We start from the raw sequence: 19,089 nt of genomic DNA, 5'->3' as shown, positions 1-19,089 counted from the left end.
GTTTTTTTTTGCAATCAATGAGTTAGAAGGTTGCGCAACCTTACTCCTCCTAATCAGCATTGGTAGTTTTGAGTTTCATTTTCAGAGCGATTTCAGCAAGGCCACAGTAAAAAATGGGAACCACAAAGATGGTAAGAATGGCAAGCATCATACCTCCGAATGTCGGTATTGCCATGGGCACCATCACATCCGATCCTCTACCAGTAGAGGTGAGTACTGGTAATAACGCCAGGACAGTCGTGGCACTGGTCATCATGGCCGGGCGAACACGTCTTTCAGCTGCTTCCACTGTCGCATCCCTAATTGCTTTAATAGTTGTGGGAGCCTTTTCTTTAAAGACCTGTTGCAGGTAGGTGCAGACAATGACACCGTTATCCGTAGCAATGCCAAAAAGGGCAAGAAAGCCTACCCAGACTGCAACACTCAAATTTATGGTTCCCATCTGGAATAAAGCACGTAGGTTATGCCCAAGGATCTCAAAATTAAGAAACCATGGCTGCCCGTAAAGCCAGATCATAATGAAGCCGCCAGACCAGGCAAAGAGGATCCCGGAGAAAACCAGCATGGTGGTCGAGTTCTTTTTAAATTGAAAATAGAGAATGAGCCAAATAGCAAACAAAGCAATAGGCAACACAACCCTGAGCTTCTTCTCAGCACGCACCTGGTTTTCATAACTGCCGGTAAAAGTATAGTTGACTCCCGCTGGAATGGAAAGCTCACCAGCGCGTATTTTATCCTGTAGAAAACTCTGCGCCTGCTCCACCACTTCCACTTCGGCATAGCCTTCTTGCTTATCAAAAATGACATAGCCGACCAGAAACGTATCTTCGCTTTTAATGACCTGCGGGCCCCGAACATAGTTGATAGAAGCCAACTCGCGCAGCGGTATCTGCGTTCCATCAGGAGCAGCTACCAGAATGGTGAAGATAGATTCAATACTATCTCTCAATTCTCTCATATAGCGCACACGAATTGAGTAGCGTTCACGTCCCTCTACTGTTTGGGTGATGGGTTTGCCGCCTATGGCGACTTCAATCACATCCTGAACCATCTTTACCTTTATTCCGTAACGAGCTATTGCCTCCCTATCTATATCCACCTCAAGGTAAGGTTTGCCGACAATGCGGTCTGCCAGGACAGCGTCAGCCTTGATAGAAGGAACTTGCTTCAAAAGGCCTTCAATTTTCAGTGCTGTCTTTTCGATTGTTTCTAGGTCCGGCCCATAGACTTTCAATCCCATGGGAGCGCGCATACCGCTTTGTAGCATCACTATCCGAGCTGCAATTGGCTGCAATTTAGGTGCTGATGTAGTTCCAGGGATCGAGGCCGCATCAACTATCAAATCCCAGATGTCGTCAGGGCTTTTAATCTCATCACGCCATTGCCGAAAAGGACGGCCATCTTTATCCAGCATCAAGTTGTCGTTATCATCACGGAGAAAAACACCTTTCTTCTCATCATAAGCAAATGTCAGAATACGGCCATCATCGTCAGTCTTAAACTCCGAGGCATAGGTGATAATTGTCTCTATCATTGAAATAGGGGCAGGATCGAGTGGACTTTCCACACGCCCGATTTTACCTACCGCGAGCTCAACCTCTGGGATCGCATTAATGGCCATGTCCTGCTTACGTAACACATCCATTGCCTCACCGATTGAGGCATGGGGCATGGTGGTTGGCATCAGGAGGTATGATCCTTCATCCAGTGCAGGCATGAACTCTTTGCCCAGGCCAGGGACGTTATGGGCCAAAGATACATAAGGACGAGAGTTCTTCACCATTTCCGGCATCCACCCTAACACCCTGTCTGTGCCAAGCCACACCATGAACCCAAAGAGTACGATAATACTGCTGAAGAGGAGGAAGGCTGTCTTGAAGCGTAAAATGGCAACCAGCATCTTTGCATAAAAATGGATGAAGAAATAAATAAATGTCAGTAACCCACCCACAGTAAGGAGTACGAAAATCATATTGTGGGATTGCTGTTCTGGTTCAAGTGGTTTCCAGTCAACGGCCAGCCATATGGCGACCAGCACTGCCACAATGATATTAAAAAGAAACAAAATGATTCGGCGTACCCTGGGAGGGAGCTGTTTATCAGCCAGATGGAAAGCAGCGGTAATGATCATCAGTGCGCCAAGCCACCAAGGAAACCATGAAAGAAAAAGTATCCCGACGAGGCCAGACAGGGCCATGGTTCCCCAAAGACCTATTTTTGACCATCCCGCCTTGTGTGTACCTGCAATAAGCCAGTGAGCGAGTGGTGGGAGGATGGTTAGGGCAACGACAATCGAACCGATAAGAGCAAAAGTCTTTGTATACGCCAACGGACGGAATAATTTCCCTTCTGCAGCTTCCATGGTGAAGACCGGTAAAAAACTGATAACCGTCGTAAGTACGGCGGTAACAACAGCACTGGCAACTTCCGTACAGGCTCGGTATACCACCTCCAGCCTATCTTCTTTAGGATCAGCATCGTCGAGATGTTTGAGGATGTTTTCGGTAAGCACTACTCCCATATCCACGATGGTACCAATGGCAATAGCTATCCCTGACAAGGCTACAACATTGGCATCGACCTTAAAAAGTCGCATACCGATAAAGGCAAAGAGCACTGCAAGGGGAAGAACGCCGGAAATTAACGCAGCGCTCCGTAAATGGAGAACCATCACAACTACAACGATGATCGTCACTAAAATTTGCTGGCGAACGGCATCCTCCAGGGTGCCCAAAGTTTCGTAGATCAGACCAGTACGATCGTAAAAGGGTACAATCTTAACCTGGCTGACAGTGCCGTCTTCCAGTGTTTTTTTAGGCAAGCCAGGCGATATTTTTTCAATTTTCTCTTTCAATCGCTTGATAACCGCAAGCGGATTTTCGCCATAGCGAGTGATGACAACCCCACCGACAGCCTCTGCGCCAGCTTTATCAAGAGCTCCCCGTCGCAGGGCCGGCCCATATGCAACCTGGGCAACCTGATCAAGGGTTACCGGAATGTTGTTGCGCTGGGTGATAACAGTCTGTCGTAGGTCATCAAGGTTTTCAATGAATCCTAGACCGCGGATAACATACTCGACACGATTGACCTCAATCGTACGGGCACCGACATCAAGGTTGCTCGCCCGTACAGCATCAAACACCTCGTGCAAGGCAATATTATAAGTTCGCAGGGCATCAGGATCGACATCGACCTGGTATTCTTTTACAAACCCGCCAATGGATGCCACTTCTGCCACCCCATCGACACCTTGCAAACCATAACGAACATACCAGTCCTGGGTACTTCGCAATTCTTCCAGGTCCCACCCACCGCTTGGGTTACCACTGCTATCCATGCCTTCTAAGGTATACCAAAAAACCTGGCCAAGAGCGGTGGCGTCCGGCCCCAATTGTGGCGTAACCCCCTGGGGTAAGGTCCCGGATGGCAAACTGTTAAGTTTTTCCAGAATTCGACTGCGTGTCCAGTAGAACTCAACGTCTTCTTTAAAAATGATATAGATGGAAGAAAAGCCAAACATCGAGTAGCTGCGAATGGTTTTTACCTGTGGGAGACCAAGTAACGCTGTTGTTAGTGGATAGGTTATTTGGTCTTCAATATCTTGGGGCGAGCGGCCCATCCACTTGGTAAACACTATTTGCTGATTTTCACCGATATCCGGGATTGCGTCGACCGGTACCGGATCCCGTGGAAATGTTTCAAATTCCCAATCAAACGGAGCGACCATCACTCCCCATAGAATCAGGACAACAGTAAAAAGGACCACAACAAGCTTGTTTTCCAGACAAAAACGGATGAGCTTGTTTATCGGATTGGATGATTGCTCAGTGATCATGCTCGTCGTTTCCATTTTTGGTTGGAATCAGCCTTTCTTTAACGTCACCGCAACTCAACATAACAGCTCCAAAATAGGGATTTTGGAGTGGTTCCGACATCTGTAGCCAGTCCGCCCCGCGATCGCCAAATGCCATTGGGCAATGCATGATCAGTAATTCGTTGGTGAAAGATGCAGGGCTTGCTTTGACGGCCGCAATCATTGCATTGGAAAGCGTTTCAAAATGGGGCCGCCGTACGTCGTCCAATGATTCCGCAGCAAGCATGGTGTGGAGCAACTCAGCGAGCTTTCCTGAATGACCGGTAAGCTCCATCATTGTTTTGAGGCTTGCCTTGGCAGCATCCAGGTTATCTGCAGCCAGGGCCGCCTGGAGTGCAAGATAGGGTGTCATCAGCTGGGTGACAAGGTTACCGGCAACTTCAAGCATTGCAGTTCCCTCATGCTGGATGTTATCTGTTACTGCTGTGCCGCTTGCATCGCCATGATCATGTCCAGGTACAGCCCCTCCCCCTTGTGGGTTCATCATACTTGGTTTGGCCTGAATCTGGAGAGCACTGTCAATCTTGAAGGCACCATTGCTCACTACCCGTTCACCTTCGACCAAACCACTTTTGACGATAAAAGAGCTACCTGCCCGTGCTCCCAGCACAACTTCCCGTCCTTCGTACGTGGGCCGCTCGGCATCTTTTTGGGCCACATACACAACGGCCCGTTTTCCGGTACGCAAGACCGCAGAATCAGGGATAACTAATGGCTTGGAAACGTCTACATTTCCCACATAGCCAAGCTCTTCAGCCGGGACAAGATCCATACCACAGACATCACACTTCCCTGGCCCATCCTTAATAACTTCCGGATGCATGGGACTGATCCATTTACCCGCAAATTCAGGTGCGTAAACCTGCCCCTCTTCTGCCATCTTAACGGCAACATTTCCACGGGCAAACATACCCGGCTTGAGTCGTCCATTGATGTTAGGGACATTAACCCGGATGGAAACAGTACGTGTTTTACTGTCTACCTCTGGTTCTATAAACGCAATCAGACCATGAAATTGTTCACCAGGAAAAGCCTCCACCGAAAATGTCACCGCCTGTCCATAGCGGAGCCAGGTGATATCTGATTCGTAGGCATCCAGGTAGAGCCACAGTTCGGTGAAATCGACAATACGGAAAAAAGGACTCCCTACTTTAACGTAATCCCCTTCTTTGACATTCTTAGATACAACGACCCCGCCTATTGGCGCACGTAACACAAAGTGATCACGGGGCTTTCCTTTTTTGATGATACTGTCAATTTGATACGGTAAAAGGCCCCAAAGGCGAAGCTTTCCACGAGCAGCTCGCGTTATTGAGCTTTTGGGATCCCGTTTATAGGAAGTCAGCAGTTCCCGCTGAGCAGTAAGGAGTTCAGGGCTGTAGACCTTGGCCAGATGTTCGCCTGTTTGTACTTTAATGCCGGTAAAATTGACATACAACTCATCAATCCGAGCAGGAAACCTGGCCGTAATAGATTTCACTTGGGTTTCGTCATAGGCTAATTTGCCCACCAATCGAACCTGCATCTCTGGGAACTCGCGTAGCACTGGCGTAGTCTGGATATCTGCAAGCGCTCGAGAACTCTCGCTCATGCTCATGGTTCGGGGAGAGTCATCATTGCCGCTATCCTGTTCAAGTGGAATCAATTCCATGCCGCAAATAGGACAGTTCCCAGGCTCTGGCTGCTGTATCTGCGGGTGCATAGAGCAGGTCCAGATGACGGGCTCCTGCGTTTCAGTCTCTCCGTTTGAAGCCAGCTGGATGTAGGCCTCGTTTTCGGACTCAGGTGTTGAAGGAAGAAAGTAGCGACCTAGGCCAAGACCAGCAAAAAACAGAGCACTACACAGTACAATTATAGCTGTTTTATTCATCTTGTTTCTCCGCACTCGCGAGCCCCTGTATTGGCTGGTTGGCAAGAGTCTGGATAATAACCCGCTGTTTCCATGCATCGGTAGCCGCCCGCCAGGAGAGCAGCTGTAAATCTAGCAGCGAGCGTTCACTGTCAATAACTTCCAGGATGCCGGTTCGACCGCTTTCATAACTGGTCCGACTGTTTTCAACTGCCTGTTCAGCCAACCCCAATAGCTCGTTCCCGTAGAGCTCTAATCGACGGTTAGCATCATCTAAAAGAGCGAGGCTGGCACGCATTTCCGCTTCTAACGCATTTGCACGGTTTGTATATGCATGTATAACTGCCCGCTTACCGGCTATAGCCTCGGCCCGAGTAGCTTCATTTTTTTCAAACCAAAGGGGGATATTCATGGAGGCCGTTATTCCCCAAGGGTCATTACCCGCATCTGGTGTGTTGGGATTGACTTCTGGATCACCAATTTGGATGTAAGTTACACCAAAGGTGAAGTCAGGGTAGCTCGCTAATCTGGCTATCTCCTGGCGCGCTTCTGCGCTATGGATTTTACGCTTAATCATTTGCAGCTCAGGGTTGTTAAGTGCAATGGCGTCTAGCAATGGCTTTGCTTCAAGCGCAGCAACCGCTGGAAAATCCAGCTGGGGTAACGGCAATACCGCACCACCCGTTACCGCAAGCAACTCGCTTAACTGAGCTGATTGTGCAATCCTTTTTTGCTTCAACGATGCCAGTTTGTCGGCTATCTTGCCCACTTCAACCTTAAGCCGTAGCAGGGCATTGATATCTTCACCTCCCCTGACTTTCTCCTCTATAATAGGCTCCAACTCTGCTAACCAGTGTAGGTTCTCATTGGTTAAGGTGATAGCTTTCCCGGTAAATCCGTAATCGAAATAGCGTGTTGCCACCTTTCGCGCCAAAAGTAACTGCCTGCTCTGATAAGCATACCAGAGAGCTTCTGCCTCAGCAGAAGCGACATTCTCTCTACTGCTTAACTTCCCAAACCAGGGTAAACGCTGGCTCAGCATAAAGATGTTTTCCTGAGGGCCGGTTCGCGTTTGGACGGACTCAACAAAATGGGTAACTTGCAGCATTGGATCCGGCAATGACGATACCTGCGGAGCACGCTGCAAAGCCGCCTCGTATCGTGCTTGAAATGCCTTTAAATCAGGATTTGTTGTTTGAGCCTGGTGGAGATATTCTTCTAGCGTAGTTGCTTTAAAAACAATTTCCTTGGCCTGTACATTGCTCCACGTGATCAAGGAAAGTAATGCGCAACAAAGGGCTCTCGTTACAACACGTTTACCGTTCAGTGTACTCATAGAAGCCTCAAAGATGTTTTCTGTGACCATTACCAACGAACGTCTATCTAATTATCTATTATATTAAAATTAATGGTAAAACATACCTATACAAGAGGACATTGTTTTTTTTTGCCATATTCGCAACAAGGGACAACAGGATAACAAAACAAATGTGATACAAAACCAGGAGGTTGTCTCTCTTACAGAGTATGTTCTTTTTTCCTTCCCCAAGCAACCTCCAGAAACAGCCGTTTGGTATACAGACAACTGGAGAGGAGCCTGCTACCTAAAAGGCTGGACAACCTGAAATGATAGAATCATTTGAAACCATATTTATAGAGAAGCCATTGTGTCCTGCTAGTAAATGACTAAAGTTTATATCACAATGTGGTCTCATCATCTATAAGGAGATGTATAATGGTACAATTAAAGAGAGTAATACTGATTATAACACTGTTGCTGTTTGCAACAACAGGCTGGGCAATGAAAGGAATGGACCATGACGATCATGACATCATGTCAGGGGAAAAAATGGATCACTCCTCAATGACCCATGATAGCGGTACCAAGTCTGGTCATTTTAAACATACAACCATGGCCGATGGGATTCATGCGACGTTTCAAATCATGAGTCTTGCCAGTATGAAGATGAAAGATCCTCAAGGGAAAACGCATCATACAATGGTTTCCTTCTCTCAAAATAACCAGAAAATGAAAGCGGTCGATGGGGACATAACAGCCGTTTCACCATCGGGAAAAGAACAGGTAGGAAAACTGAAAAACTTTGGTGGCGGTATGTATGCTGCGAATTTTACCTTTAATGAGGCAGGCGAATGGCACGTTACCTGCCATTTTAAAGAACAGGCAACCGAACATACGATTAAGTTCACCTATCCCCATGACCAGATGTAGTCATCTCAACGGAGATTATAATTAATCCCATAGTGGGCTTGCCAACGTATTCATAATGTTAAGCGTTGCAGTATACAATACTGGTAGTCAAATTGACCGTAGATGTCAGTTAGTATAATTATAGGCCATAACTCGAATACATCGATTATTATGCCGCCCCGAGATCAGCAAGGCTTGCACTGCCAGTATCAAAAACATCCAAAACGACCATACTGAGCATCCTGCTGATCACTTAATGTCAGCGATCTATCATTTGAACTTAACATTGCCAAAACAAAGATAATCAATGTTGCTGCATACTGTAATGAAAGGTGTTTCCTGTATTTACGTTTACGAAATTACTCTTAACAATCTCCGAACATTCCCAATAAAGGCAACAACTGATTTTTTTACTCTTCATTTTAAAACCCTGTTTTGATAGATTGGGATAGTAGAAATGGAATGAACCTCATACGTAACTATTCTTGCGTGTAAATATCAAATTTTTAATCGTCACGGATTATGAGCAAAAATATATTGAGTACAGGCGTTTTTTTTACGCTGTTAATTACCTTGTTACTGACCTTTTCTTTGTCCGCACAGGCTGATAAACCTTCATGGGCTGGCAATAACAAAGGGAATAGTTCGAAAAATAATCAAAAAGATAAGACTAACAGCTCATCACGCGATAAATCTAATATTGTTATCGACTTAAATTTTTCTTTCAGTAACGAGCAACGGAAGGTTATCCGCAATTATTATCGAAAAAAGTTTCATCGTGGCCACTGTCCACCTGGCCTCGCCAAAAAGAACAATGGTTGTATGCCTCCAGGTCAGGCCAAAAAATGGAAAAAGGGCCACCCTCTCTCCAGCGATGTTATCTACTACGATCTTCCTTCTGCTCTTGTTGTAGAGCTCGGCATACCGCCTGAGGGAAGTCGATATGTTCGCGTGGCGAATGACGTCCTGCTAATGGCAGTAGGAACAGGCATGATTGTGGATGCAGTTCAGGATATAAGCAGCATGTAGTTAGCGTTGCTGATAATCTGGATATTCCTGTGCAGATCACATATTCCGTTCTTCTGTACTCACCTCATCAAAAGGCTACATACACACAATAGCCTGAAATTGCAGTCGAAGGCTTAGTCGATCATCAGCCGATGTTCGACGAAATACTGCTGGTAAGGTTAGCCGAAAATAATATTCTATATTTTCAGAATGATGGGCTGGCAGGCCAAGCTGCTTTTATTGAAAATCTGACGTTTTTTATTATGTGGAATGGAAATATTTAAAGTTGTAGTCCCATTACTTTTTTGAGAGGTTTTACCTGCCAACCTCAACAACTGGTCTTGACCGACATGAAAGTAGTATCGTGCTTCAAGCTGGGGAATGTTACTTCACTGGATGGTATTTATAGATGAAAGAAAATCTAATATGTTACTGTTTTGGTTATACAAGATCTGATATCAAGGCTGATATTCTTGCAAGCAAGAGGTCAACCATCGAAGAGCGGATAAGGGCCAAGAAGAAAGCCGGAGCATGTGAATGCGCCTCCAAGAATCCGTCTGGAAAATGATGTCTGGGTGACGTTCACCGTGTTGTGAACGAAATTTTTGAGCAAGAAGGTATTAGCCGAAAAATCAACATTCCATTTATGTAGATTCAACTCAGGAAGTAGTAAGTGACTGTAATCAAGTGAATAATATCTAAAATTATAGTATCATGTGCATGACTTTACAGAAAAATCCTGAAAAAGGCGTGGACATGATTTGATACAGGAGCAGCAAGCAGCTCACGCTCGACGGATTCACTCTGCCATTCGGCGGGAAACTGAATTCCGAAAACAGGTGGGTGAAGTGGAGCGAAATTATTCCCTGGGATGACCTTGCCGTCGGTTACTATACGACTATGAATGACCGATTGGGACGGCCAGGTAAAGATGCTAGGATGGTGATTGGCGCTCTCATCATAAAACACGAGCTGACGCTGAGCGATGAAGAAACGGTCCTGCAAATCCAGGAGAACCCATACCTCCAGTACTTCATCGGCTTTTCCAGCTACAAGGATGAGCCACCGTTTGTACCCAGTTTGTTTGTGGATATTCGTAAGCGGATGGGGCAAGAGGTGTTTAGCTCATTTGAGCAGGTAATCCTTGAAAAAGTTGGCAGCAGTCGAAAGACAGGTGCCGAGCCAGTTACGAATAAAGGCAAGTTGCTGGTCGATGCCACTGTTGCTGAGCAGGCAATTCGATATCCGACGGACTTGAGTTTGCTCAACGAGGCCAGAGAAATCTCTGAGCACCTGATCGAAGAGCTGTACGCATTAAGCGACTATTCAAGAAAACTTCGGACTTATCGGAGAAAAGCGAGAAAGCTGTATCTGAACCTGGCGAAAAATAAAAAGCTAGGCGTGAAGTTGAGGCGTCGTGGCCTTCGGGAGCAACTCCCATTTCTGAGAAGAAACCTGAAGCATATTTCCTGCTTGCTTGATCATCTTGGGAGTACGCCGTTTCTTTTGGAGTACAAATTGCAGCGGAAGTCTTGGATCATTCAGCATCTCTACAATCAACAAGACGGGATTTATAGAAGTAAGCAGAGGCGGTGTGATGATCGGATCGTCTCCATATCACAACCCCATGTTCGCCCGATAGTACGCGGCAAGGCAAGAAAGAGTACAGAATTTGGTGCCACGATCAATGTCAGCATGACCGATGGTTTGGCTTTTGTAGATCATCTCAGTTGGGATGCCTTTAATGAGAGCAAGGACTTGAAGCAGCAAGTCGAAGAGTATCGTCGGAGATACGGCTATTACCCGGAAGTGGTTCTTGGTGATCAGTTGTATGGAACACGGGAAAACAGAAGGTACCTCAAGGCAAATGGGATTCGGTTCGGTGGAAAGGCTTTGGGACGCCCGGCCAAACAGACGACTGAAAATACCGATCGCCTCAAGCAAATCAAAGCGCAACGTATTCAGGACAGCCGGGAGAGGATACCAATCAAAGGCAAATTCGGCCAAGGCAAGAATGGGTACCGATTAAACTATATTCGGGCCAGGCTTCAAAAAACCTCTGAAGCCTGGATCAATAGTATTTTCCAGGTAATGAACCTGAAGGTGCTATGGGAAAAATTGGATAAAAAAAATAAAAAAACGCTTTTCTCAGAGTGGCGCTTGTTGGTTATGGATGATGGTGCTCGTCCACTATGGAAACGGAACCACTTCTGCTCGTTGCTCTCTATTTTTTGATGGGAGGACAATCATTTTTCTGAGGAAGCTCTATGTAACCATCTTTTCTCCAAGAAAGACTCCATGGCAGTATCGTGCAACTCGGCCATGAAAGTTAGCCCTGGCAGTATCACATTTTTTCCAGCATGCCACGGTAAATACTATTCCTGTTTATACGAAATTATTCTCTGTCGAAATCCTAACAATAAACACGTGACTTGAAAGCTGATATTTCCATGAGAGGTTACGGAGACGCACAATATCGCTGTGGTAGAGGTTAGTTTGGGCAATATTAACCTAAGGCACCTGAAGGGCATTACCCAACAATGCTCTCCTCATTATTGCTGCCGTTGAGAACCTTTCCAGCTATATTCGCACTCTTTCTAAGAGCCTCATCCAATAGATGAGCATACCGCTGGGTCATTTGAGGCGATTGATGATTGAGAAGTTTTTGAAGAGTATAAAGGTCCACTTCGCCAGAACTCGCCATATACGAGGCGTAAGTATGTCTCAGACCATGGAATCTGAAATTTTTAGGTAACTTGGCTTTATCTTTAATATTGTTCCAGATTTTGTTGAAAGATACCCTCCGATTACCCCATTTGTTTGGAAAAACCCACTCGCAGTCTGGGGTTGGCAATAATTTCTCTGCCTCTTCGATGATTTTCAAAGCATCATCGCCAAGAGGGAGAACCGTTGGTTTTCCTTTTGGGTCTTCGAGTTTTAAAAATCCACCATTTCGGTCGATATCTGCAAATCGTAGTCCCAAAATTTCGCCTTGCCGGAGTCCCGTCAATAGAGCAAAATGAATGATTAAAGCAGCACGCCTATTTCCCCATATTTGTACGGTTTTGAGTAAGCGATCCACCTCTTCTTTACTCAAACACTCAGTAACCTGATTGTTGACTTTTGGGGGCTTTACTTTTTTGCATGGATTGGCTCCTTCATAGATGTCCATCTGGATAGCCCAATTGAACAACCGCCTCATAATGTTGAAGACGTGCTTGATGCTTTGGGCAGAGTAGGGCTTTCCTCTGTTGTTGGTTTGGCCCATCATCTCATTCAAGACCTTCTGGATATCCTTTGCAAAAATTGTGTCCAGTTTCTTACCGCCAAGATATTCTTTGATGTGCCTGTTGTACCTCTGTTCATCTTCTTTCCAACTCTTCTTGTGTGCTTTGGCGTATGGTAGATATTTTTCAAAAACATCCTGCATGTGAGGAGCTCTTTGGATGTGAAGTAACTTTTTCTCCACAATCTCAACCTTCAATTTAGACTCAACGGTCCTTGCAAGGGAGAGTGAACCATCAATCGTTCGAGTGATTCTTCTACCGTTCTGCTTCTTGACATTTACCTTGTAACGTTTAGATTTTGCTAAAGAAAGATTGCAAGTAGGACATACCTTGTTCTTAAGTGAATAAAAAGAATTACACTTGCTGCAGCCAACCAGGATAGCCATATTTCGACCTCATTTTCAGGTAACCATTAGGTAACTTTTTGGCGGTTTTTAGGGGTATATTGCGGGATATTTAAGGTATTATAGCAGATATATGAAAAATAAAAAGTTAAATAAAATGGACAGTTTAGGTGGGTTTGGGACATGGCGGGATAGTATACACCAACGGCCTTCTAAGCCGTAGGTCGCAGGTTCGAATCCTGCCTGGCGTGCCATTTATATCAAGCACTTAGTCGATTTCGGCTAAGTGCTTTTTTTATGTCGAATGACATATAGGTGACATCCGGGGCAATTTTGTTCATGTATTTTTTCAAGTTTTCATTCTTGATTTAGTCCCACGCCATCAGTTGAAATAGTTCCGTTTCAGTACTTAAAGGTACTTCCAGGAAAAAAGGTAATGCGGGGCTGGGCAGCGCGAAACTTTCTCAGCGGGGCATTTTTTAGGGATGCGATAGGAAAAAATATTTATTTAATGATCAAAACTTGCACCCCCAAGGTTATCCCTTGTAGCAATTGCCGCCTCTTCCTGGGGCCCGCTCATCTTCCGCCTTTACACCGTTTTTAAAAGAGGATTATCCTCCCCTTTAAATTTGCCGCCACCAATTACCCCTGTTTAGGGTAATACCATTACGGGAAAACCCCGTATTGGTTAACTCCCTCCATTGGAGTAAGAACAACTCCTCTGTTTAACTTTCCCGGTAATTGGCCGCCCCATGTTTGGGGGCGTAGAAGGGCGCAGTTTTGCGTTGGCCTAGTTAAGTAGCGGATCCAATTTTGGATTGGCTAGATGGGTCCAAGTTTGGACTGATCCAATATCCGGATTTTAATTTATTGGAATTACTCGCATTAAAAGGGATGTAATCCTTTAGAGCGATAGCGTTTACGCCAATGGTGGACATACCTCTAGGCGGGGTTACTTCTTCCAGGGCTTTTTCTGGTTCGGGGGCGCGGGAGAGTTCAAGGAGGGCTAATATTGAAAACGGTCCTACGTGTCGGGTTTGATCTAATATCTACTGGAGCGAGCTTTTGTGTTGAATTTACTTTGGTTTGACAAATAAAAAGGCAGAGCCATTTCTGCCCCTGCCTTTTTCCGACGTTCTTGTACTAGATGATTTTATTTTTCTTTAATATTTATCTCTTCCTTGGCCCAGATTTCATTGACACCATCTGCTGTTGCCTTTTGGTCAACTTCTAGTTGACTCTTTCCTTCGAAAATCTTGGCCTTGAAGTCTAGGCTCCATGGAACATAATCTCCAGTATAGATGACATCCATTAAATCCGGTAGCGAGTCACCAGCATTTATAGTAAAGGTTGCCTTGAGTCTCGACTGTCCGATTGCAGCTTCTGCCCCACTACACACATCCACAGCTTTGTTGCCGAAGATAGTTTCTGTTGCGTTGAAATCAAAGTCATTGTTAGCAAGAGCTTCGATGGATTGCGCGAACCCCATGGCATTTTTAGTATGCAGGACTACCTGGACCTTCGCCTTACCGTCTGGAAGCGGAAATTCTACGACTGAACCGGTGATCTTCGTTCCTACCGTGATACCGCAATCTTCAATGAGGTATTGAGCCGCAACCCCCGCATAGTCAACCAGTGCGAAGGTTATAAAACTCGCATCAGCCCAACCGACATAATCACCTACTGGAGGGAAAAAACTGCTCCCCTGTCCCTGGTTATCAATGAAATCGCTCAGAGGGCGAGGTGTAGCTCCCTTTCCCATTCCCTTTGCTAGAGACGACTCAGCGGCAAGGAAAAAGGAAAAAACACACACGGCAAGGACACACATAACCTTCATGCTAACTCTTGTTTTTTTCATGACACCTCTCCTTTTTGATTTGTGATTGTACAAATGCAACATTCCTGTCAACTCAGCTCTACAAAAAGCAAAAGTTATTCCAGTGTGATTAATAAAAGTTGTGTCATTGGATATATCGACAATTTTACAGTGACTTATCTGTGCAACAGGTAAAGTTGTGAGTCAAACAAGTTGGTAAGAATGTGGAGGGTTTGGTGCATATGCACCAAACTCGGTGGTGCATTTCAACCAAGAACCAACAACGGGCAAGGGATCTTCGAAAGAGTGGCGTATTTTCCTGGGAAAATAACAGGGGATGTACCACGTTTTTAAACTATTTGAAGGCTATTGGAGCTATCGAGGTGAGCCTTTGCTCAAAATCGGAGCATGTAGGGCTTTCCCCCTTACTGGTAACCGCACGCACCTTGGACTAAATAGTAGGACAGGATGGTTGGCCGGTTTGGGAAGGTTTTAAATGCTGATGAACCTTCAGCTTCATATTTATCCCTATTGGTGTCATCAAGTTAGAGATAAAAAAACTAATTATTCAAAAGACCTCAGAGTGTGTCGAAATGGCAGAGTGTATCCAACTTGAATGTGACACCAGCTGTGACACATTTTTATTTTTCTAAAAAAAATCTGTAACCTGCACAAGTCTATCTTTCTATTATTAAAATTTATCTCCTTGTGACGGGGTAAAGCTGAGGGAACCATCGTTCGACAACGTCTATCGGAAATCCCAAACGCACTGGACCTCTTGGCGTGTCCGAGACAAGCAATCCTTTTTTTACGAGAGCATACAGCACTTCTCTGGCGGCACGATCTTTAAAACCTGTGATTTCCTGAGCCTTTCCTTTTTGAAATTCACCAATCAGTAATGCCTCACGCAACAGGGTGTAACTACCTTTGGGAAGTTCTTTCATGGCCGTCATCTCTTCAACATGGATGCGTATGCGCTCTGAAAGCACCTTGAAATCAAGGAGAATGTTCATGTATTCCACCTGATCAATACAGATTTTCAGGAAGAACTCACAGAATTTGACAAGCGTTTTTTGAGATAAGCTTCCTCTACCATCCAGGTCTCCCTGCCGTGGAGCATCCGCTGCTTGCAGGATTGCTTTATACTCATTTTTCTGTCTCGCTAATCCTCGTGCAACAGGCCAAAGGTCACTTCCTATATCGATATTTTTAAAAGCCGCGTAAGACATCAAGCGAACTACTCGGCCATTACTATCGAGAAACGGGTGCATCCATACATAACGATGATGAGAAGCCGCAACCGAGGTAATGCGTTGCAGCTTTGAAAGCGGCTTGCATCGTAAACTTCATCGAAGCGTTTTAAGAACATATCAAGGTTTTCAGGGGGTGGTGGAATATGTCGTCCAACCCTGACGGTTTTTTCGCGGTGGGCACCCGGAATAACTTTTATCTTCTCGCCAGTATCTGGATTTGCAACCCAGAGTAGCTATTCCGGCATACGATCACAAAACTCCTTATGTGTCCACCTGCCATATTCTGACGAGAGAGGGCAGACAGCCGGTGCCTTTCCTTCATCTATCATCTTTTGTACAGCGATATGGGCTACAGCCTCTTTTTGCAGAGCACGTTTTTCGGGCTCGTTTGAATAGTCTTGTGCTATGGCTAGGTCAATATCATGAGGATGCGTGTCATGCCCCTCAATCAAGTTGGAGTAATAGCAATTTATGGAACGAACCAAATCCCCCACTGACCGCGCTGCAACAGGATTCACCCTTCCTGCAAAAGCACTGGCTTTAGAGACCAAGTCAAGCGCAAGATCGTTAAGGTCACGTGCGCTTTCAGGTGGGAGCATTGGCTCCATTGATCCAATTTTTTTCTTCATGGAAAGCCCTTTTTTACCACAATATTTACTACTAATATTTATTATATAACATGTATTTAAGCTGAAATATGCAGTGGAATATGCCACTAATTGAGCCGTAGCTATTGAAGCAAGTGTGGTGCCGTGCGGATCTGTATCTTTTTGGGTATGAAAATCTCCTTGAAGTATTCGTCCAAAAAGATTTCTTCTACCATCTGATTCTATGCGTCGTTACCCTCCGAAAACGATGGCGGAATCCTCTGGAATCAGTGGCCGGATTGCCTTGGAATACACAAGCATACAACGCCATTCAAGAGATTTACCTTCCACATGGTCCCTCTTTCAACATGGATTCAGACGATATCTTCTTTCACTGTTTTTTTTTCTGTAATGTAGCAAGAACACCATGATTTCATTTATATTGTTGCTGTAATGCGTAACAATAGAAAGCCTGGATATAGAGTTAAAAGAACATAATCAAAGTTGCTGCCGACCACTCTTTGTGATGGAGTTGAAAAGCTTTTTCGTCATCTCCATTCCCATCATCATCATCCAAAGAGGAATTTCCTTTTTAGATGTCTAATTTTAGAGCGTTAATTCGGCTTTCATTGAGATCCTTACGAGATTTGAGAAGCCTCAGGGCCTCTTGGGTGACCTCGCCGGCAGAGTTGTATAATCCGGTTTCAACTTTCATTTTGAGAGGTTCCTCAAGTTCAGGGAGAAGCGAAACAATAGATTGTTTTTACTCGAAAAATGAGCCACAATTTCTAAGTCATGGTGGTGCAGAAATGTCTGATGCATCAATTATCTAAAGATTTCTGCGTATTTTATCTCAATAGCCTGTATTTCTTTATCTGTCAGTTTATCAAACTCTTTGGTTCGACCACGCTTTGAGAGCTTACCGTTGTTCTGGGACAAAAAGCGGATCAGCAGGTCAACCAGGTTGTCCGGCATATCGATATAGTTCTTAATAAACGCGTTGAGCAGGTCATATTTTCGTAAATATTCAACCTCCTCAGGCAAAGTTTGTGACACTGTTTCCTCAACGCATTCAAAGAAAAATTCAGCCTGCTTGGTCGCATCAAAATAACGGTATAGGTCAAGTGTTTCATTGAGCACTTCCACGTTATTTTTTTCTGTTGGACGCCACTTGATTAAACCAAGCCTGGGTTTTGAATAGTGCTCCAGGGTTTTCCGGTATTCATCGATACGTTCCAGGATAACGGCTGACACCGGAAATATGAGCCCTTTGGGCACAAAACCTTTCTCGGCCAGGATATGGTGAAACAGGTAGCGGTGAATCCGGCCGTTGCCATCTTCAAAAGGATGAATGAACACGAAGCCAAATGCGATGATCGTAGCCATGAGGACCGCATCAAATTCATTCTCCCGAAGAAGTCCGTAGGTATCAAGCAGGCCTGACATGAGCGTTTTCAGATCGTCCGGACGGGCGGAAATGTGATCCGGCATGGGCATCCCTGATACCCGGTCATGTTCACCGACAAAACCGCCTTCCGTACGCATCCCCGGTTTAATGAAACGGCTATCCGTTATAACCTGCTTTTGCAGGTACTCAAACTCTTCGACACTTAAGGGGCGGCTTCCTGCCTCACCGATAATTCTGCCCCACCTTTCGATGCGGTTATGTGGTGGGCTCTCCCCTTCGATTGCGTATGAGGCTTTAGAGTCTTTCAGGAGAAGGAAAGCTGCTGCACGGCTCAAAAGGTCGGGATGCGTCTGGCTAATGTTGTTGACAGCTGCCTCTGAAAGCTTTTTACCCAGAAATTGTTCAAGCTTTTTTGTTTTTCTGATGAGAGGGCAGAAATGTTTAGTTCCCGGCAGGTTATTCCGGATCCGGTGACGTTTGGAAAGGACGTGTATGCCTTCAAACTGCAGCTTGCTATTAACCAAGGAGACGAAGTTACATTTTGCCGCGTCTTCAAGATCGAGCCGTTTTTCACGTAACCACTCCCATAAAAACCAGATTTTCCGGCTATAAATACCGGTTGGCTCTGATCGAACCATGGATTCAATGTCTGTCGCTCTCACCACCTGGAACAAGGCGTTAAGGAGTCCTAAATCAATCGCTTCATATTTTAGAGCAAATGTGAGGTGCCCATAAAGCGTATCTTCCGGCTTATGACGTGGCGTAAACACATTCCAGCGTCCATCTACGTATTTTTTATGCTTGGTCCCTATTATACAAAGGGTATCAGGCAAAGGCACTTTTAGCCCATGCGCTGCAATGAGTTCAGCGTACCCTGCCAGGAAGGATCCTTTTTCTGGGATAGAAAAACTACGAAAAATGGTTCCAGTATGTGAATTTTGGTTATATATGGCCATTGTTGTGAATTCCTTTTCCCATTATTGAAGTCATTATGGCACGAAAAAGGTTTCTCTGTCATGAGAAATCGCTTCAAAACTAGACCTTTCATGAAAAACAAATCTGAATAACAGGCCATACTATCACAGCCTCCTGTTCAGGTTTCCTCTAATGATTATCCAAAAAAAACGTCGAGGCAGCGGTTCCCTCGGTCATTTTACTGCCACAACTACCAAGTGCCTTGAACATTCCCGGAGCCTACTGGTATATGTCTGTTTACAGCGACACAATCCCTCCTCTACTGTAAAAACCCGCAGAACGGTAAAGCTATGACTATTCCGGCTCAAACGGTTGTCAAATTCAAGGTTGACAAGGCTTTGGGCGATGAAGTGAACAATGGTTAACTTGGGATATCCTGATTTTGACTGCCATAAAAAGTTTGTTAAGGAGTGATCTGGCCATACTCCATTTTCAATTAGTCGCGAGTAAACTTTCAATTGGTCGAGGCTGTTCATTTA

Annotated in this window: 12 protein-coding genes; 4 read left to right on the top strand and 8 right to left on the bottom strand. The window is 45.2% G+C overall.

Annotated features, from left to right (window positions below; all coding sequences use genetic code 11):
* Positions 1-49: 49 nt before the first annotated feature.
* Genes ACHZCY_RS07860 through ACHZCY_RS07850 form a run of 3 tightly spaced genes read right to left on the bottom strand, consistent with a single transcriptional unit; the run spans position 50 to position 7,059 of the window.
* Positions 50-3,835 (bottom strand): efflux RND transporter permease subunit, encoded by a 3,786-nt coding sequence (locus ACHZCY_RS07860; RefSeq protein WP_319548459.1) that lies wholly within the window; start codon positions 3,833-3,835, stop codon positions 50-52.
* Complete coding sequence (locus ACHZCY_RS07855) at positions 3,825-5,744, bottom strand: efflux RND transporter periplasmic adaptor subunit (protein ID WP_319548458.1); 1,920 nt, start codon at positions 5,742-5,744, stop codon at positions 3,825-3,827. Before ACHZCY_RS07855 ends, ACHZCY_RS07860 begins: the two co-directional genes overlap by 11 nt.
* Entirely contained in the window at positions 5,737-7,059 is a 1,323-nt protein-coding gene (locus tag ACHZCY_RS07850; protein ID WP_319548457.1) for a TolC family protein, read from the bottom strand. The genes ACHZCY_RS07855 and ACHZCY_RS07850 overlap by 8 nt, the downstream gene beginning before the upstream one ends.
* A 399-nt stretch (positions 7,060-7,458) precedes the next feature.
* Here ACHZCY_RS07850 and ACHZCY_RS07845 point away from each other — a divergent pair, with 399 nt between their 5' ends.
* The 3 genes from ACHZCY_RS07845 to ACHZCY_RS07835 all read left to right on the top strand — a co-directional run bounded on the left by ACHZCY_RS07845 (position 7,459) and on the right by ACHZCY_RS07835 (position 11,175).
* On the top strand, positions 7,459-7,953 hold the full coding sequence (locus ACHZCY_RS07845; protein WP_319548456.1) for a hypothetical protein: 495 nt from the start codon (positions 7,459-7,461) through the stop codon (positions 7,951-7,953).
* A 501-nt stretch (positions 7,954-8,454) separates the two neighbouring features.
* Positions 8,455-8,961 carry a hypothetical protein gene (locus tag ACHZCY_RS07840; protein WP_319548455.1) on the top strand — a complete coding sequence of 169 codons (507 nt, stop codon included), beginning with the start codon at positions 8,455-8,457 and terminating at the stop codon, positions 8,959-8,961.
* Between the two features lie 783 nt (positions 8,962-9,744).
* A complete protein-coding gene (locus ACHZCY_RS07835; protein ID WP_462687163.1) occupies positions 9,745-11,175 on the top strand; it encodes an IS5 family transposase in 1,431 nt (476 codons plus the stop codon).
* Positions 11,176-11,470: 295 nt separating this feature from the next.
* On the opposite strand, the gene ACHZCY_RS07830 is transcribed toward ACHZCY_RS07835, so the two are convergent.
* From ACHZCY_RS07830 to ACHZCY_RS07810, 5 genes are all read right to left on the bottom strand, one after another.
* Complete coding sequence (locus ACHZCY_RS07830) at positions 11,471-12,613, bottom strand: tyrosine-type recombinase/integrase (protein WP_319548454.1); 1,143 nt, start codon at positions 12,611-12,613, stop codon at positions 11,471-11,473.
* 1,111 nt (positions 12,614-13,724) lie between these two features.
* Positions 13,725-14,429 carry a hypothetical protein gene (locus tag ACHZCY_RS07825; protein ID WP_319548453.1) on the bottom strand — a complete coding sequence of 235 codons (705 nt, stop codon included), beginning with the start codon at positions 14,427-14,429 and terminating at the stop codon, positions 13,725-13,727.
* Positions 14,430-15,085: 656 nt separating this feature from the next.
* Positions 15,086-15,616 carry a hypothetical protein gene (locus ACHZCY_RS07820; RefSeq protein ID WP_319548452.1) on the bottom strand — a complete coding sequence of 177 codons (531 nt, stop codon included), beginning with the start codon at positions 15,614-15,616 and terminating at the stop codon, positions 15,086-15,088.
* A 257-nt stretch (positions 15,617-15,873) separates the two neighbouring features.
* A complete protein-coding gene (locus ACHZCY_RS07815; RefSeq protein ID WP_319548451.1) occupies positions 15,874-16,269 on the bottom strand; it encodes a Fic family protein in 396 nt (131 codons plus the stop codon).
* A 783-nt stretch (positions 16,270-17,052) separates the two neighbouring features.
* Complete coding sequence (locus ACHZCY_RS07810) at positions 17,053-18,591, bottom strand: Fic family protein (protein ID WP_319548450.1); 1,539 nt, start codon at positions 18,589-18,591, stop codon at positions 17,053-17,055.
* Between the two features lie 246 nt (positions 18,592-18,837).
* Between ACHZCY_RS07810 and ACHZCY_RS07805 the strand changes: the two genes are divergently transcribed.
* Positions 18,838-18,975, top strand: coding sequence for an HU family DNA-binding protein (locus tag ACHZCY_RS07805; protein ID WP_394713388.1), 138 nt, complete (start codon positions 18,838-18,840; stop codon positions 18,973-18,975).
* The last annotated feature ends 114 nt before the right edge of the window (positions 18,976-19,089 follow it).

The organism is Desulfogranum marinum, assembly GCF_963675105.2.
GTDB lineage: Bacteria > Desulfobacterota > Desulfobulbia > Desulfobulbales > Desulfobulbaceae > Desulfogranum > Desulfogranum marinum.
This window is presented reverse-complemented; position numbering and strand designations above follow the sequence as displayed.

Excerpts from the sequence above, each read along its gene's own strand:
- ACHZCY_RS07830 (WP_319548454.1), bottom strand. The coding sequence starts at position 12,613 with ATGGCTATCCTGGTTGGCTGCAGCAAGTGTAATTCTTTTTATTCACTT.
- ACHZCY_RS07860 (WP_319548459.1), bottom strand. The coding sequence starts at position 3,835 with ATGATCACTGAGCAATCATCCAATCCGATAAACAAGCTCATCCGTTTT.
- ACHZCY_RS07815 (WP_319548451.1), bottom strand. The coding sequence starts at position 16,269 with ATGAAGAAAAAAATTGGATCAATGGAGCCAATGCTCCCACCTGAAAGC.
- ACHZCY_RS07850 (WP_319548457.1), bottom strand. The coding sequence starts at position 7,059 with ATGAGTACACTGAACGGTAAACGTGTTGTAACGAGAGCCCTTTGTTGC.
- ACHZCY_RS07845 (WP_319548456.1), top strand. The coding sequence starts at position 7,459 with ATGGTACAATTAAAGAGAGTAATACTGATTATAACACTGTTGCTGTTT.
- ACHZCY_RS07820 (WP_319548452.1), bottom strand. The coding sequence starts at position 15,616 with ATGTCTTACGCGGCTTTTAAAAATATCGATATAGGAAGTGACCTTTGG.
- ACHZCY_RS07855 (WP_319548458.1), bottom strand. The coding sequence starts at position 5,744 with ATGAATAAAACAGCTATAATTGTACTGTGTAGTGCTCTGTTTTTTGCT.
- ACHZCY_RS07825 (WP_319548453.1), bottom strand. The coding sequence starts at position 14,429 with ATGAAAAAAACAAGAGTTAGCATGAAGGTTATGTGTGTCCTTGCCGTG.
- ACHZCY_RS07840 (WP_319548455.1), top strand. The coding sequence starts at position 8,455 with ATGAGCAAAAATATATTGAGTACAGGCGTTTTTTTTACGCTGTTAATT.
- ACHZCY_RS07810 (WP_319548450.1), bottom strand. The coding sequence starts at position 18,591 with ATGGCCATATATAACCAAAATTCACATACTGGAACCATTTTTCGTAGT.